This is a genomic window from Brevundimonas sp. T2-11 (assembly GCF_055397675.1).
On sequence record NZ_AP027920.1, the window covers coordinates 1,166,660 to 1,179,857 of the forward strand.

23 protein-coding genes are annotated in these 13,198 nt (G+C 65.4%); 21 read left to right on the forward strand and 2 right to left on the reverse strand.

Going from position 1 to position 13,198, the window contains the following annotated elements; all coding sequences use genetic code 11:
- Positions 1-3: 3 nt before the first annotated feature.
- The 21 genes from rplP (at position 4) to ACZ5XO_RS05915 (ending at position 11,378) form a co-directional block, all read left to right on the forward strand.
- Positions 4-444: a 50S ribosomal protein L16 gene (gene rplP, locus ACZ5XO_RS05815; protein ID WP_207826397.1), complete on the forward strand. Its 441-nt coding sequence runs from the start codon at positions 4-6 to the stop codon at positions 442-444.
- Positions 444-641 carry a 50S ribosomal protein L29 gene (gene rpmC, locus ACZ5XO_RS05820; protein ID WP_207826400.1) on the forward strand — a complete coding sequence of 66 codons (198 nt, stop codon included), beginning with the start codon at positions 444-446 and terminating at the stop codon, positions 639-641. The genes rplP and rpmC overlap by 1 nt, the downstream gene beginning before the upstream one ends.
- Positions 642-651: 10 nt before the next feature.
- On the forward strand, positions 652-894 hold the full coding sequence (gene rpsQ / locus ACZ5XO_RS05825) for a 30S ribosomal protein S17 (protein WP_207826403.1): 243 nt from the start codon (positions 652-654) through the stop codon (positions 892-894).
- A gap of 18 nt (positions 895-912) precedes the next feature.
- Complete coding sequence (gene rplN / locus ACZ5XO_RS05830; protein ID WP_021698481.1) at positions 913-1,281, forward strand: 50S ribosomal protein L14; 369 nt, start codon at positions 913-915, stop codon at positions 1,279-1,281.
- A 2-nt stretch (positions 1,282-1,283) separates the two neighbouring features.
- Complete coding sequence (gene rplX / locus ACZ5XO_RS05835) at positions 1,284-1,592, forward strand: 50S ribosomal protein L24 (RefSeq protein WP_207826405.1); 309 nt, start codon at positions 1,284-1,286, stop codon at positions 1,590-1,592.
- On the forward strand, positions 1,592-2,152 hold the full coding sequence (gene rplE, locus ACZ5XO_RS05840; RefSeq protein WP_207826408.1) for a 50S ribosomal protein L5: 561 nt from the start codon (positions 1,592-1,594) through the stop codon (positions 2,150-2,152). The genes rplX and rplE overlap by 1 nt, the downstream gene beginning before the upstream one ends.
- A 19-nt stretch (positions 2,153-2,171) precedes the next feature.
- Positions 2,172-2,477, forward strand: coding sequence for a 30S ribosomal protein S14 (rpsN, locus tag ACZ5XO_RS05845; protein ID WP_207826417.1), 306 nt, complete (start codon positions 2,172-2,174; stop codon positions 2,475-2,477).
- 15 nt (positions 2,478-2,492) lie between these two features.
- On the forward strand, positions 2,493-2,891 hold the full coding sequence (rpsH, locus tag ACZ5XO_RS05850) for a 30S ribosomal protein S8 (RefSeq protein WP_207826419.1): 399 nt from the start codon (positions 2,493-2,495) through the stop codon (positions 2,889-2,891).
- Position 2,892: 1 nt separating this feature from the next.
- Complete coding sequence (gene rplF, locus ACZ5XO_RS05855) at positions 2,893-3,426, forward strand: 50S ribosomal protein L6 (protein WP_464164342.1); 534 nt, start codon at positions 2,893-2,895, stop codon at positions 3,424-3,426.
- A gap of 3 nt (positions 3,427-3,429) precedes the next feature.
- The gene (gene rplR, locus ACZ5XO_RS05860) at positions 3,430-3,786 is read left to right on the forward strand and encodes a 50S ribosomal protein L18 (RefSeq protein WP_207826423.1); all 357 of its coding nucleotides are present in this window, start codon (positions 3,430-3,432) and stop codon (positions 3,784-3,786) included.
- A gap of 13 nt (positions 3,787-3,799) precedes the next feature.
- Positions 3,800-4,399 carry a 30S ribosomal protein S5 gene (gene rpsE, locus ACZ5XO_RS05865; RefSeq protein WP_464164343.1) on the forward strand — a complete coding sequence of 200 codons (600 nt, stop codon included), beginning with the start codon at positions 3,800-3,802 and terminating at the stop codon, positions 4,397-4,399.
- Between the two features lie 5 nt (positions 4,400-4,404).
- Positions 4,405-4,599, forward strand: a complete 195-nt coding sequence (gene rpmD, locus ACZ5XO_RS05870) for a 50S ribosomal protein L30 (protein WP_464164344.1) — start codon at positions 4,405-4,407, stop codon at positions 4,597-4,599.
- 159 nt (positions 4,600-4,758) lie between these two features.
- On the forward strand, positions 4,759-5,352 hold the full coding sequence (gene rplO / locus ACZ5XO_RS05875; protein WP_464164345.1) for a 50S ribosomal protein L15: 594 nt from the start codon (positions 4,759-4,761) through the stop codon (positions 5,350-5,352).
- A 147-nt stretch (positions 5,353-5,499) separates the two neighbouring features.
- A complete protein-coding gene (secY, locus tag ACZ5XO_RS05880; protein WP_464164346.1) occupies positions 5,500-6,879 on the forward strand; it encodes a preprotein translocase subunit SecY in 1,380 nt (459 codons plus the stop codon).
- 21 nt (positions 6,880-6,900) lie between these two features.
- Positions 6,901-7,461, forward strand: coding sequence for an adenylate kinase (locus ACZ5XO_RS05885; protein ID WP_464164347.1), 561 nt, complete (start codon positions 6,901-6,903; stop codon positions 7,459-7,461).
- Between the two features lie 104 nt (positions 7,462-7,565).
- Positions 7,566-8,249 (forward strand): energy transducer TonB, encoded by a 684-nt coding sequence (locus ACZ5XO_RS05890; protein ID WP_464164348.1) that lies wholly within the window; start codon positions 7,566-7,568, stop codon positions 8,247-8,249.
- 137 nt (positions 8,250-8,386) lie between these two features.
- The gene (gene rpsM, locus ACZ5XO_RS05895) at positions 8,387-8,755 is read left to right on the forward strand and encodes a 30S ribosomal protein S13 (protein ID WP_105563653.1); all 369 of its coding nucleotides are present in this window, start codon (positions 8,387-8,389) and stop codon (positions 8,753-8,755) included.
- Positions 8,756-8,771: 16 nt separating this feature from the next.
- Entirely contained in the window at positions 8,772-9,161 is a 390-nt protein-coding gene (gene rpsK, locus ACZ5XO_RS05900) for a 30S ribosomal protein S11 (protein ID WP_242914264.1), read from the forward strand.
- 94 nt (positions 9,162-9,255) lie between these two features.
- Positions 9,256-10,275 carry a DNA-directed RNA polymerase subunit alpha gene (locus ACZ5XO_RS05905; RefSeq protein ID WP_464164349.1) on the forward strand — a complete coding sequence of 340 codons (1,020 nt, stop codon included), beginning with the start codon at positions 9,256-9,258 and terminating at the stop codon, positions 10,273-10,275.
- A 119-nt stretch (positions 10,276-10,394) separates the two neighbouring features.
- Positions 10,395-10,811 (forward strand): 50S ribosomal protein L17, encoded by a 417-nt coding sequence (gene rplQ, locus ACZ5XO_RS05910; protein ID WP_464164350.1) that lies wholly within the window; start codon positions 10,395-10,397, stop codon positions 10,809-10,811.
- Between the two features lie 96 nt (positions 10,812-10,907).
- A complete protein-coding gene (locus tag ACZ5XO_RS05915) occupies positions 10,908-11,378 on the forward strand; it encodes a GNAT family N-acetyltransferase (RefSeq protein WP_464164351.1) in 471 nt (156 codons plus the stop codon).
- Positions 11,379-11,381: 3 nt separating this feature from the next.
- On the opposite strand, the gene ACZ5XO_RS05920 is transcribed toward ACZ5XO_RS05915, so the two are convergent.
- Positions 11,382-12,239, reverse strand: a complete 858-nt coding sequence (locus ACZ5XO_RS05920) for a hypothetical protein (RefSeq protein WP_464164352.1) — start codon at positions 12,237-12,239, stop codon at positions 11,382-11,384.
- Positions 12,229-13,152 carry an ABC transporter ATP-binding protein gene (locus ACZ5XO_RS05925; RefSeq protein WP_464164870.1) on the reverse strand — a complete coding sequence of 308 codons (924 nt, stop codon included), beginning with the start codon at positions 13,150-13,152 and terminating at the stop codon, positions 12,229-12,231. The genes ACZ5XO_RS05920 and ACZ5XO_RS05925 overlap by 11 nt, the downstream gene beginning before the upstream one ends.
- Between the last annotated feature and the right edge of the window lie 46 nt (positions 13,153-13,198).

Sequence of the window (13,198 nt, forward strand, 5' to 3'; positions counted from 1 at the left end):
GCCATGTTGCAACCGAAAAAGACCAAGTACCGCAAGGCCTTCAAGGGCCGCATCCACGGCGCCGCCAAGGGCGGCTTCTCGCTGAACTTCGGGTCCTACGGCCTGAAGACGGTGGAACCCGAGCGCATCACTGCGCGTCAGATCGAAGCGGCTCGCCGCGCGATCACGCGTCAGATGAAGCGTCAGGGCCGCGTCTGGATCCGCGTCTTCCCCGACCTGCCCGTCACGGGCAAGCCGGCCGAAGTCCGGATGGGTAAGGGCAAGGGCGCGGTGGATTACTGGGCGGCGCGTTGCCACCCGGGCCGTATCCTGTTCGAAATCGACGGCGTGCCGGACGACGTGGCTCGTGAAGCGCTGCGCCTCGGTGCCGCTAAGCTGCCGGTCCGCACCAAGGTGGTCACCCGCCTCGACGCCGGCATCGCTCACGTTGAGGAAGCCGCCTGATGACCAAGATCGCTGATCTGCGGGCTCAAACCCCCGACCAACTGGCCGACGAGCTGCTGAAGCTCAAGAAGGAACAGTTCAACCTGCGCTTCCAGGCCGCCACCGGCCAGATGGAAAAGACCCACCGGGTCTCGGAAGTGCGCAAGGACATCGCCCGTATTTCCACGCTTCTGCGTGCGAACCGCGCGGCGGGTTAAGGAAACACCTATGCCCAAACGTATTCTCGAAGGCGTGGTCGTGTCCGACAAGGGCGACAAGACCGTCGTCGTGAAGGTCGAGCGCACTCTGCTGCACCCGGTCCTGAAAAAGACGGTTCGCCTGTCCAAGAAGTACCACGCCCACGATGAGGCCAACGGCCTCAAAGTCGGCGACGTCGCGCGCATCGTCGAGTGCGCCCCCAAGTCCAAGCTGAAGCGTTGGGAAGTCGTTTCCCCCGCCTCGGCTTCCTAAAGAAAAGGATCGGATCCCATGATCCAGATGCAAACTAACCTGGAGGTGGCCGATAACTCGGGCGCTCGCCGGGTCATGTGCATCAAGGTGCTCGGCGGCTCGAAGCGCCGCTACGCCTCGGTGGGCGACACCATTGTCGCCTCGGTGAAGGAAGCTATCCCGCGCGGCCGCGTGAAGAAGGGCGACGTCGTTCGCGCCATCGTCGTTCGCACCGCCAAGGACATCCAGCGCAAGGACGGCTCGGTCATTCGTTTTGACAAGTCGGCCGCCGTCATCGTCAACAAGCAGAACGAGCCGGTCGGCACGCGTATCTTCGGCCCGGTTCCGCGCGAACTGCGCGCCAAGAACCACATGAAGATCATCTCGCTGGCTCCGGAGGTTCTGTAACCATGGCCGCCAAGATCAAGAAGGGCGACAACGTTGTCGTCCTGACCGGCAAGGACAAGGGACGCACCGGCCAGGTGCTGAAGGTTCTGCCGACCGAAAACCGCGTCGTCGTGCAAGGCGTCAACATGGTTCAGCGCCACACGCGCCCGACCCAGGCTGACCCGCAAGGCGGCATCAAGAACAAGGAAGCCTCGCTTCACCTGTCGAACGTCGCGATCGCCGACGCCAACGGCAAGGCGACCCGCGTCGGCTTCAAGGTCGAAGGCGACACGAAGGTTCGCTTCGCCAAGACCACGGGAGACGTCATCTAATGGCTGACACCAAGTACACGCCGCGTCTCAAGACCGAATATCAGGACCGCATCCGCGGCGCCCTGAAGGAAAAGTTCGGCTACACGAACGAGATGCAGATCCCCAAGCTGGACAAGATCGTCCTGAACATGGGCGTCGGTGAAGCTGTCGCGGACTCCAAGAAGGTCAACGCGGCCCTCAAGGATCTGACGGCCATCGCCGGTCAGAAGGCTGTGCCGACCAAGGCTCGTAACTCCATCGCCGGCTTCAAGCTGCGCGAAGGCATGGTCATCGGCGGCAAGGTCACGCTGCGCGGCGCCCAGATGTACGAGTTCCTGGACCGCTTCATCACGATCGCGCTGCCGCGCGTGAAGGACTTCCGTGGTCTGAAGGGCACCTCGTTCGACGGTCGCGGCAACTACGCCACGGGTCTGAAGGAGCACATCGTGTTCCCCGAGATCAACTACGACCAGATCGATCAGATGTGGGGCATGGACATCGTCGTCTGCACCACGGCCAAGACCGATGAGGAAGCCAAGGCTCTCCTCACCGAGTTCAATTTCCCGTTCATCAAGAACTGAGCGGGAAGGGAAGAGAACAATGGCTAAGAAAAGCGCCGTAAACCGTAACGAAGCCGTCAAGGCCCTGGTTGCGAAGTATGCCGCGAAGCGGGCCGCCCTGAAGGCGACCGCCAACGACGAGAGCCTGCCGCTGGAAGAGCGTTTCGACGCTCGTCTGAAGCTGGCCTCGCTGCCGCGCAACTCCGCGCCGACCCGCATTCGCAACCGTTGCGAAGTCACGGGCCGTCCGCGGGCTTACTACCGTAAGCTCAAGATGAGCCGGATCGCGCTGCGCGAGCTGGGCAACCTGGGGCAGATCCCCGGCCTGACCAAGTCGAGCTGGTAAGGGGAGCGAACAGACATGATGATCAACGATCCCCTGAGCGACATGATCGCTCGCATCAAGAACGCGGCGACCCGCAAGCGTTCCAAGGTGCTGACCCCCGCCTCGCGTCTGCGCCAGCGCGTCCTCGACGTGCTGCAGGACGAAGGCTACATCCGCGGCTATTCGCTGGTTCAGAACCCCGGCGAGTTCCCGCAGTTCGAGATCGAGCTGAAGTACTTCGACGGCCAGCCGGTGATCGCTGAGATCGCCCGCGTGTCGAAGCCCGGCCGCCGCGTCTACTCGGCCATCAACGATCTGAAGCCGATCAAGAACGGCCTCGGCATCTCGATCCTTTCGACTTCGAAGGGCGTCATGTCTGACGCCGCCGCTCGCGACGCTAACGTCGGCGGCGAAGTCCTCTGCAGGGTCTACTGATATGTCCCGTATTGGCAAGAAAACCATCGCTGTGCCGAAGGGCGTGACTGTCACGCTCGACGGCCAGACCGTCTCGGTCAAGGGTCCCAAGGGCGAACGCACCTGGACCGTGGCCGAAGAAATCGAAGTCAAGCAGGAAGGCGACGAACTGTCGCTGACCCCGCGTTCGGACACGCCTCGCGCTCGCGCGATGTGGGGTCTGTCGCGCACCCTGGTCGACAACATGGTCACCGGCGTGACCACGGGCTTCGAGAAGACCCTGGAACTGGTCGGCGTCGGTTACCGCGCCGCCCTGAAGGGTCAGTCGCTGTCGCTGCAGCTCGGCTTCTCGCATGAAGTCGACGTCGCTCCGCCGGCCGGCATCACCTTCGTCGTGCCCAAGCAGACCGAGATCAAGATCTCGGGCAACGACAAGCAGGCCGTCGGTGAAATCGCCGCCGTCATCCGCAAGCTGCGTCCGCCGGAGCCCTACAAGGGCAAGGGCGTGCGCTATCAGGGCGAAACCGTCCGGCGCAAGGAAGGCAAGAAGAAGTAAGTCATGGCTCTTTCTCTGCAACAACAAGCCAAGCGCCGCGCCGAACGCAACCGTCGTCGCCTCAAGGCTGTCGCCAACGGTCGTCTGCGTCTGTCGGTCTTCCGTTCGGACAAGAACATCTCGGCCCAGATCATCGACGACGCCCAGGGCGTCACGGTGGCCGCCGCTTCGTCGCTGGAAGGCGGCAAGGGGTCCAAGGGTTCGGACGTCGCCGCTGCTGCTCTCATCGGCAAGCTGATTGCCGAGCGTGCGATCGAGAAGGGCGTCAAGGACGTCGTCTTCGACCGTGGCGGCTACATCTATCACGGCCGCGTCAAGGCGCTGGCGGAGGCCGCGCGTGAAGCCGGCCTGAACTTCTAAGGGATCGAGAAGCATGGCTCGTGAACCCCAACGCGGCGGCGGCGATCGTAACCGTCGCGACCGCAACGCTCCGGCGGCCGAGGCTCCGGAAAGCGACATCATCGAGAAGCTGGTGCACATCAACCGCGTCGCCGCCACGGTTAAGGGCGGACGTCGTTTCTCGTTCGCGGCCCTGATGGTCGTCGGCGACGGCAAGGGCCGCGTCGGCTTCGGTCACGGCAAGGCGCGCGAAGTGCCGGAAGCCATCCGCAAGGCGACCGAAGAAGCCAAGAAGACGATGATCCGCGTTCCGCTGCGCGAGAACCGCACCCTGCACCACGACGGCAACGGCCGTTGGGGCGCTGGCAAGATCATGATGCGCGCGGCCCCTCCCGGCACCGGCGTCATCGCCGGCGGTCCGATGCGTGCGGTCCTCGAAACCCTCGGCGTCCAGGACGTCGTGGGCAAGTCGACCGGCTCGTCGAACCCCTACAACATGATCCGCGCGACCTTCGAAGCTCTGAAGGTTCAATCGTCGCCGCGTCAGGTTGCTTCGAAGCGTGGCAAGAAGGTCGCCGACCTGATGGGCCGCCGCAACGACGGCGCCTCGGCGCCTGAAGCTGTCGAGGGCTGATAGACATGGCCAAGAAAGAACAAGCCACCGTCACGATCCGTCAGACGGCCAGCCCGATCCGCCGCAAGTCGGATCAGCGCGCCACCCTGTCGGGTCTGGGTCTGAACCGCATCGGCCGCGAGTCGACGCTGGAGGACACCCCCTCGGTCCGCGGGATGATCGCCAAGGTCGCCCACATGGTCGAAGTGGTCGAAAAATAAGACGATGCGCCCTCTCCCGATCCGGGGGAGGGCGTTTCTCTTTGAAGAAGCATCTTGCGATGCTGCGACGGGCCGCCTAGAAGCGGCCCTTCAATTTTTCCAACGCCGAGTCAGGATCGCCCTTGGCACCTGGCGCTAGAACCCGAAAGGATCAGGCATATGAAACTGAACGAAATCCGCGACAACGAAGGCGCCCACAAGAAGCGCATGCGCGTCGGCCGCGGCCCGGGTTCGGGCAAGGGCAAGACCGCCGGTCGCGGCGTCAAGGGTCAGAAGTCGCGTTCGGGCGTCGCCATCGGCGGCTTCGAAGGCGGCCAGATGCCGCTGTACATGCGTATGCCGAAGCGCGGCTTCAACAACCCGAACGCGCTGAAGCTCGCTGAAGTGAACCTGTGGCGCGTGCAGGAAGCCATCGACGCCGGCAAGCTGGACGCCAAGGCTGAAATCAACGGCGCCGCCCTGGTGGCCGCCGGCGTGATCCGTCGCGTCAAGGACGGCGTCCGCGTTCTGGGCGAAGGCGAACTGAAGGCCAAGCTGAACCTGGTCGTCTGGTCGGCCTCGTCGGGCGCCGTCAAGGCTATCGAAGCCGCCGGCGGCAAGGTCGAGCAACAGCGCATCGCCGCTGAAGCCAAGGCCGCCGCTCGCGTCGAGAAGCGCAACGCCGCCAAGGGCAAGGCTCCGGCCGCCAAGGCGCCGCTGGGCGACGCCAACAAGGTCTCGGCCCGCGCCAAGCGCGCCGCCGCCAAGGCCTAAAATCGATATCGTCATCCCGTGCGAGCGCTGCTGATGCGGTGTTCGCCGGGATCATCCGCACCGGGATGACGATTTTCCGAAAGCGGCTCTCGCAAGGGAGCCGCTTTCCGCCTATCTGACGACGGGCATAGTCGTGGGGACCGCCTGATGGCTTCGGCCGCTGAACAACTCGCCGCCAATATGAACATGGGCTCGTTCGCGAAAGCGACCGAGCTGCACAAACGCCTGCTGTTCACGCTGGGCGCGCTGCTGGTCTACCGGATCGGCACCTATGTTCCGATTCCGGGCATCAATTCCGAGGCCTTCCTGGCCTTCTTCCAGAACCCGGACGGCCAGCGCGGCATCCTGGACATGTTCAACATGTTCTCGGGCGGCGCCGTCGAACGGATGGCCGTCTTCGCGCTGAACGTGATGCCGTACATCTCGGCCTCGATCATCGTCCAGTTGATGGGCGCGGTTTATCCGCCCTGGGAAAAGCTGAAGAAGGAAGGCGGCGAAAGCGGCCGCAAGCAGCTGAACCAGTACACCCGTTACCTCACGGTCTTCCTGGCTCTGGCCCAGTCGTTCGGCATCGCCGTCGGCCTGAACGCCCAGCCTGGTCTGATCGACCAGCCGGGTCTGTTCTTCATCATCTCGACGGTCACCACCCTGACCGGCGGCACCATGTTCCTGATGTGGCTGGGCGAGCAGGTGACGGCGCGCGGCGTCGGCAACGGCATCTCCCTGATCATCTTCGCGGGCATCGTGGCGGTTCTGCCGTCCACCGTGGCCCGTCTGCTGGGCCTGGCCCAGCAAGGTCAGATGTCCGCCTTCACCCTGCTGTTCATCGCCATCATGGCCGTGGCCGTGATCGTCTTCATCGTCTTCATGGAACGCGCCCAGCGCCGGCTTCTGATCCAGTATCCGAAGCGCCAGGAAGGCAACCGCATGACGGGCGGCGAACGCTCGTTCCTGCCGCTGAAGGTCAACACCGCCGGCGTCATCCCGGCCATCTTCGCCTCGTCGCTGCTGATGCTGCCGACGACGGTGGCCCAGTTCACCGCCAACGCCAATCTGCCTGAGTGGATGAGCTGGCTGCCGCTGGTGACGGCGCAGCTGACGCACGGCCAGCCGGTCTTCATGATCCTGTATGCGGTCCTGATCGTCTTCTTCTGCTTCTTCTACACCTCGATCACCTTCAACCCCGAGGACACGGCCGAGAACCTGCGCAAGTACGGCGGCTTCCTGCCGGGCATCCGTCCGGGCAAGCGCACGGCCGAGTATCTGGACTACGTCCTGACGCGTCTGACGGTGATCGGCGCCGCCTATATCACCGCGGTCTGCCTGCTGCCCGAGTTCCTGGTCAGCAGCCTGGGCAACAGCCTCTACTTCGGAGGAACGTCTATCTTGATCGTCGTTTCGGTCACGATGGACACTGTGGCCCAGATTCAGTCCCAACTGCTGGCGCACCAGTACGAGGGCCTGATCAAGAAGGCCAAGCTGCGTGGTCGTGGCGGTCGGGGCGGCGCCGCCCCCGCCCGACGCTAATCGGGTAGGGGAGCCCGCAAGATGAACCTGATCCTGTTCGGGCCGCCCGCGGCCGGCAAGGGCACGCAAGCCAAGCGTCTGGTCGAGGAGCGGGGCATGATCCAGCTCTCGACCGGCGACATGCTGCGCGCCGCGATCGCCTCCGGCTCGGACCTGGGCCTCAAGGTCAAGGACGTGCTGGCGCGCGGCGATCTCGTCACCGACGAGATCGTCATCGCCCTGATCGAGGACCGTCTGCCGGAGGCTGAGGCCGCCGGCGGCGCCATCTTCGATGGTTTCCCCCGCAACGTGGCCCAGGCCGAAGCCCTGGACGCCATGCTGGCCAAGCGCGGCGCCCGGATCGATCGGGTCGTCCGCCTCAAGGTCGACGACGAGGCCCTGACCGCCCGTATCGGCAAGCGCTTCGCCGAGCAGGGCCGTCCGGACGACAATCCCGAGACCTTCAAGGATCGTCTGGCTGTCTACAACGCCCAGACTGCGCCCCTGCTTCCCTATTATGAAGCCCAGGGCAAGCTGACCGAGATCGACGGCATGGGCGACATCGCCACGGTCGCCGCCGCCATCGACGGCGCCCTGGCCTGACACGCCTTTGATCTGAAGCGGGCGTTCAGGCGTTATTGTCTGGATATCGGCTTCCAGGGGCGCAGATGAACAGTAGACCGTCGCCACGAAAAGCCGGACTCGGCATGGCGGCCATGGCGGTGGGCGTTAGCGCGGCGCATCTGGTCCTGTTCGGATTGCTGGGGCATCTGCGGCCCGCCGTTGCGCCCACGCCCTTTTCGCGGCCGGTCGAGGTGGAACTCGTCCGGCCGTCGCCAATTCCGCCTCCACAGGATCCGCCGCCGCCGAAGCCCGCGCCGTCGACAGGGGGCGGCGCGCCTGCCGCGCCTTCGCGTGTTCATGCATCGCCCCGGAAGAACGAACGTCCGCCGGAGTTGTCGGCGCCGGCCGTGCCCGCGCCCGAGCCGTCGCTGGTCGTCGGCGTCGCGCCGATCTCCAGCCCGGCGCCGGGGCTGGGAGCGGGCGGGGAAGGGACGGGATCCGGCGAGGGCGCAGGCGCCGGCGCCGGGCCCGGAGCGGGCGACGGCCCGCCGCGGCTGCTGCAAGGCCCTTCCAGGGGGCAGCTGCGGCAACTGCATCCGCGAGAGGCCTTCCGTCAGCGCCTGAACGGCCGCGCGAGCCTCGCATGCCGTATCCGCCTCGACACGCGGCTCGAGGCCTGCCGCCTTGTGGACGAGACGCCGCCGGGCAGAGGATTCGGTGCGGCGGCCCTTGCGGCCTCGGTTCATTTCCGCTTTCGTCCCCCGACACGTGACGGACGTCCTGTCGAGGGACGCGAGATCACCGTTGGCGTGGAGTTTGGTCCGTGAGGTCCGCGGAGAACCGGGCGCCCGTTGACGCCGATAGAATCCCCTGTATAAGGGCCGCTTCCGCGAAGGGCGCACACGTTCCAGGTCTGTTGACCGGAGCGGTTTCCGCGTCTGTTTAAGCGTATCTGGAGATTCTCGTGGCCCGTATCGCTGGCGTCAACATTCCGACCAACAAGCGCGTCGAAATCGCGCTTCAGTACATCCATGGCATCGGCGCGCACGCCGCCAAGGAAATCACCGCGAAGGTCGGCATTGAGCCCGCTCGCCGCGTCAACTCGCTGACCGATGCCGAAATCCTGCAGATCCGTGAAACGATCGACAAGGACCACACCGTCGAAGGCGACCTGCGTCGCGAAACCTCGATGAACATCAAGCGCCTCATGGACCTGGCCTGCTACCGCGGCCTGCGTCACCGCAAGGGCCTGCCGGTCCGCGGTCAGCGCACGCACACCAACGCCCGCACCCGCAAGGGCCCGGCCAAGCCGATCGCCGGCAAGAAGAAGTAAGAGAAAGAGCTGACCGATGGCTAAGGAACCGGGTCGCGTTAAGCGCCGCGAACGCAAGAACATCACGTCGGGCGTGGCTCACGTGAACGCCTCTTTCAACAACACCATGATCACGATCACGGACGCCCAGGGGAACGCGATTTCCTGGTCGTCGGCCGGTCACATGGGCTTCAAGGGCTCGCGCAAGTCGACGCCGTACGCCGCCCAGATGGCGGCTGAAGACGCCGGCAAGAAGGCTGCTGAGCACGGCGTGAAGACGCTGGAAGTCAACGTTTCGGGCCCGGGTTCCGGCCGTGAATCGGCTCTGCGCGCCCTTCAGGCCGTGGGCATGACGATCACCACCATCCGCGACGTCACGCCGATGCCGCACAACGGTTGCCGTCCGCCCAAGCGCCGCCGCGTCTAATCGCGACTGCGTTCCAGGCACCCCCAATCTCCGTCGGCTCCACCATGGCCTCGTCGACAAGGCCGGAGCCGACGAAACCCGTTCGAGGGACTCTATGATCGAAAGAAACTGGCAAGAGCTGATCCGTCCCGAGAAGCCGCAAGTCGAGGGTGGTTCCGATCCGCTGCGCAAGGCGCGTCTGGTCGCTGAGCCTCTCGAGCGCGGTTTCGGTGTGACGCTCGGCAACGCGCTTCGTCGCGTTCTGCTGTCCTCGCTGCAAGGCGCGGCCGTCACCGCCATCCAGATCGACGGCGTTGTTCACGAGTTCTCGTCGCTGGAAGGCGTGCGGGAAGACGTGGTCGACATCGTTCTGAACATCAAGCAACTGGCGCTGCGCATGCACGCCGAAGGCCCCAAGCGCATGACCCTGCGCGCCACGGGCCCCGGCGTCGTCACGGCGGGCCAGATCGAAGCTCCGGCGGACATCGAGGTTCTGAACCCCGATCACGTCATCTGCACCCTGGATGACGGCGCTTCGATCCGCATGGAACTGACGGTCCAGAACGGCAAGGGCTACGTCGCCGCCGAACTGAACCGTCCGGAAGATGCGCCGATCGGCCTGATCGCCGTCGACGCCCTGTACTCGCCGGTCAAGCGCGTCGCCTATCGCGTCGAGCCGACCCGCCAGGGCCAGTCGATGGATTACGACAAGCTGATCCTGGAAGTTGAAACCAACGGCGCCGTCTCGCCGGTTGACGCGGTGGCCTACGCCGCCCGCATCCTGCAAGACCAGCTGCAGATCTTCATCACCTTCGACGAGCCGACCAAGGCGGTCGAGGCCTCGGACGGCAAGCCTGACCTGCCGTTCAACCCGGCCCTGCTCAAGAAGGTGGACGAACTGGAGCTGTCGGTCCGTTCGGCCAACTGCCTGAAGAACGACAACATTGTCTACATCGGCGACCTGATCCAGAAGACCGAGGGCGAAATGCTTCGCACCCCGAACTTCGGCCGCAAGTCGCTGAACGAGATCAAGGAAGTTCTCGCGACGATGGGCCTGTCGCTCGGCATGGACGTGCCGAACTGGCCGCCCGAAAACATCGAAGACCTGGCCAAGAAGTTCGACGACCAGATCTGATCATCAACCCTCCGCCCAGCGCCCATCGGGCGCGGATGGGGCGGTTAGAATGAAAAGGCCCCAGGTCCCGCCCCCTTTAGTTCAGGGCCGGAAACCAGGGTTGAGTAGGAGAGACCCCGATGCGCCACGGCGCCGCCTATCGTAAGCTCGGCCGCACGGTCAGCCACCGCCAGGCCATGTTCGCCAACATGGCTGCCTCGCTGATCAAGCACGAGCAGATCACCACCACCCTGCCCAAGGCGAAGGAGCTGCGTCCCTTCGTCGAGAAGCTGGTCACCCTCGCCAAGCGCGGCGACCTGCATGCCCGCCGTCAGGCCATCAGCGCCGTCCGCGACGTGCCGCAAGTCGGCAAGCTGTTCGAAACGATCGGCCCGCGTTACGCCGACCGTAACGGCGGCTACATCCGCATCATGAAGGCCGGCTTCCGTCACGGCGACAACGCCGCGATGGCCGTGATCGAGTTCGTCGATCGCGACACCGCCGCCAAGGGCCTGGACTCCGGTCCGGTCTTCGCCATCGAGGGCGACGAAGCCTGATCGGCTTCTTCGAACCTGAAGACATGAAAGGGCGGCTGGAGCGATCCAGCCGCCTTTTTCATTGTCCGTCGGCATGTGGGGGGCGATAGAGCGGGCATGAGCCAGTTCGAAGATCACATTGTCGCCTACACCCCCGACCGCCGCGACGCCTGGAAGCGGCTGAACACCGACTGGCTGGTCGAAGGCGGCTTCGCGCTGGAGGCCAAGGATCACCTCACTCTGGATGATCCCGAGGGGCAGATCCTGTCCCGCGGCGGCCATATCTTCCTCGCTGAGCGTGACGGCCTGCCGGTCGGGTGCTGCGGACTGATCGCCATGTCTGACGGCGGCTATGAGGTCACCAAGATGACGGTGCGCCCCGAGGCGCGGGGCGGCGGCCTGGCCCTGCGTCTTCTGGAGGCCTGCGAGGCGGCGGCCCGGAACGCGGGCGCGCACCGCCTCTATCTGGAAACCAGCTCGACCCTGGGACCGGCTCTGGGACTTTACGCCCGCTTCGGCTTCGTGAACCTGCCGCCCCAGCCGACGCCCTATGCGCGCGCCGACGTCTGGATGGAGAAGCGGCTATAGCCGCTACTCTTTCGACAGGTCCTGGCGGCTGAACCACCATAGCGACAGGCCAAAGGGGATGAAGCTCCACAGGGCCAGGCTGGCGACAGCGCGCCACACGACGCCTTCCGCCAGGACCGCCGCGGGGACGCCGCCCAGTATGACGGCCTTCAGGGTCTCATAGGCGGCGCCGGGGAAAAGCAGCTGGGTCTGCCAGTCGACGGGGCTCCAGCCCAGGATCGGGGTGGCGGTCACCAGAAGGCCCTGGGCCACGCCGACGACCAGGGGCACGAACAGGGCGGCCAGTTGCGAACGCGTCAAGGTTGCGGCCAGCAGGCTGAGCAGCAGGAACTGGATCACCCGCACATAGCCCAGCAGGAAGAGCAGGGCGAAATCGCGTGTCTCCTGGCCGCCGAAGTCGAAGATCAGGTTCCTGTCGAGGATCAGTCCCTTGGCGACGGCGCCGATCAGGGCGGCCAGCAGGAACAGCAGGAGGCCGGTCAGGGTCATCAGTTTGACCGCCCCGGCCTTGCCCATAATCAGGTTGGCGCGACTGTTGCGCGCGGTGATCAGGCGCCAGGTTTCCCAGCGATAGTCGCCGGCGAAGATCGTCGCCGCGCCGATCAGCAAAAAGGCCAGCAGGGCGGGATTGGCCAGCTGGCCGGCGCTCGAGATCAAGATCGTGCCGATGTCGAGGGCGCTGTTGGCGGCCGTCACCTGGGGCGGGAGTTGATCCGCCATGCGCTCGACCCTGGCGTCGAAGAAGGCGCCGCCGATCGCTGCGGCCAGGACGATCACCGGAACGAAGATCAGGCTCCATGACAGGACCGTGCGGTTTCGTGTCAGCCGATAGGCTTCGGAACGGATGGCGTCAGCCAGCATGGAGGGCCTCGCGGATTTGCGCCTCGGTGCGCGCGGGGCCGGTTTCGGCCATGAAGACGCTTTCCAGATCGGCGCCGACCCAGCGGGCCTCGTCGATGTCCACACCCTGTTCGATCAGGGCGCGCAGCAGGGCGGGGCCCTCGGCGCGGGGAATCGCGGCCAGAACGGCGTCGCCGTCCAGCGTCGCCTTGTCACCCAGCACAGTCATGACCCTGGCCAGCGGCGTGGCCGACAGGCGCAGACGCTCGCCCGCGGCGGTCAGTTCGCTGACCTTTCCCTCGGCAGCCAGGGTCCCGCGATTGAAGATGGCCACGCGGTCGCAGACGCGCTGAACCTCCAGCAGCTGGTGGCTGGCCAGGATGATGGTCACGCCGTCGTCGTCGGCCAGGCTGCGGATCAGGGCGCGCATTTCCTGGATGCCGGGCGGGTCCATGCCGCTGGTCGGCTCATCCAGGATGACCAGATCGGGTTTGGTCATCAGGGCGGCGGCGACGCCGAGCCGTTGCAACATGCCGACCGAGAAGCCGCGCACGCGGCGGTTGGCGGCCTCGGTCAGACCGACGCGGTCCAGCCAGGCGTCGATGGCGGCGTCCTTGTTCATGCCGTGAGCGAGGGCCAGCCATTCCAGCACCTGACGCGCGGTCATGTAGGGCGGAAAGCGGGGCGTCTCGATCATGGAACCGACGCGGCGCATGACGGCGGGATCGCCCGCGTGCTGGCCCAGGACCCGGACCTCGCCCGCCGTCGGGCGGATCAGTCCCAGCAGTATACGGAACAGGGTGGACTTGCCGGCGCCGTTCGGCCCCAGCACGCCGTAAACCCCGCCGCGCGGAATGGAGAGGCTGAGGCCGTCCAGAGCGCGCACGGCGCCATAGGTCTTGGTCAGGCCGGTCGTTTCGATAACAGCGGTCATGCGGTCGAGCTTGGCCCGGTGGGGATAAACCGGCAAGGCGTCTTCT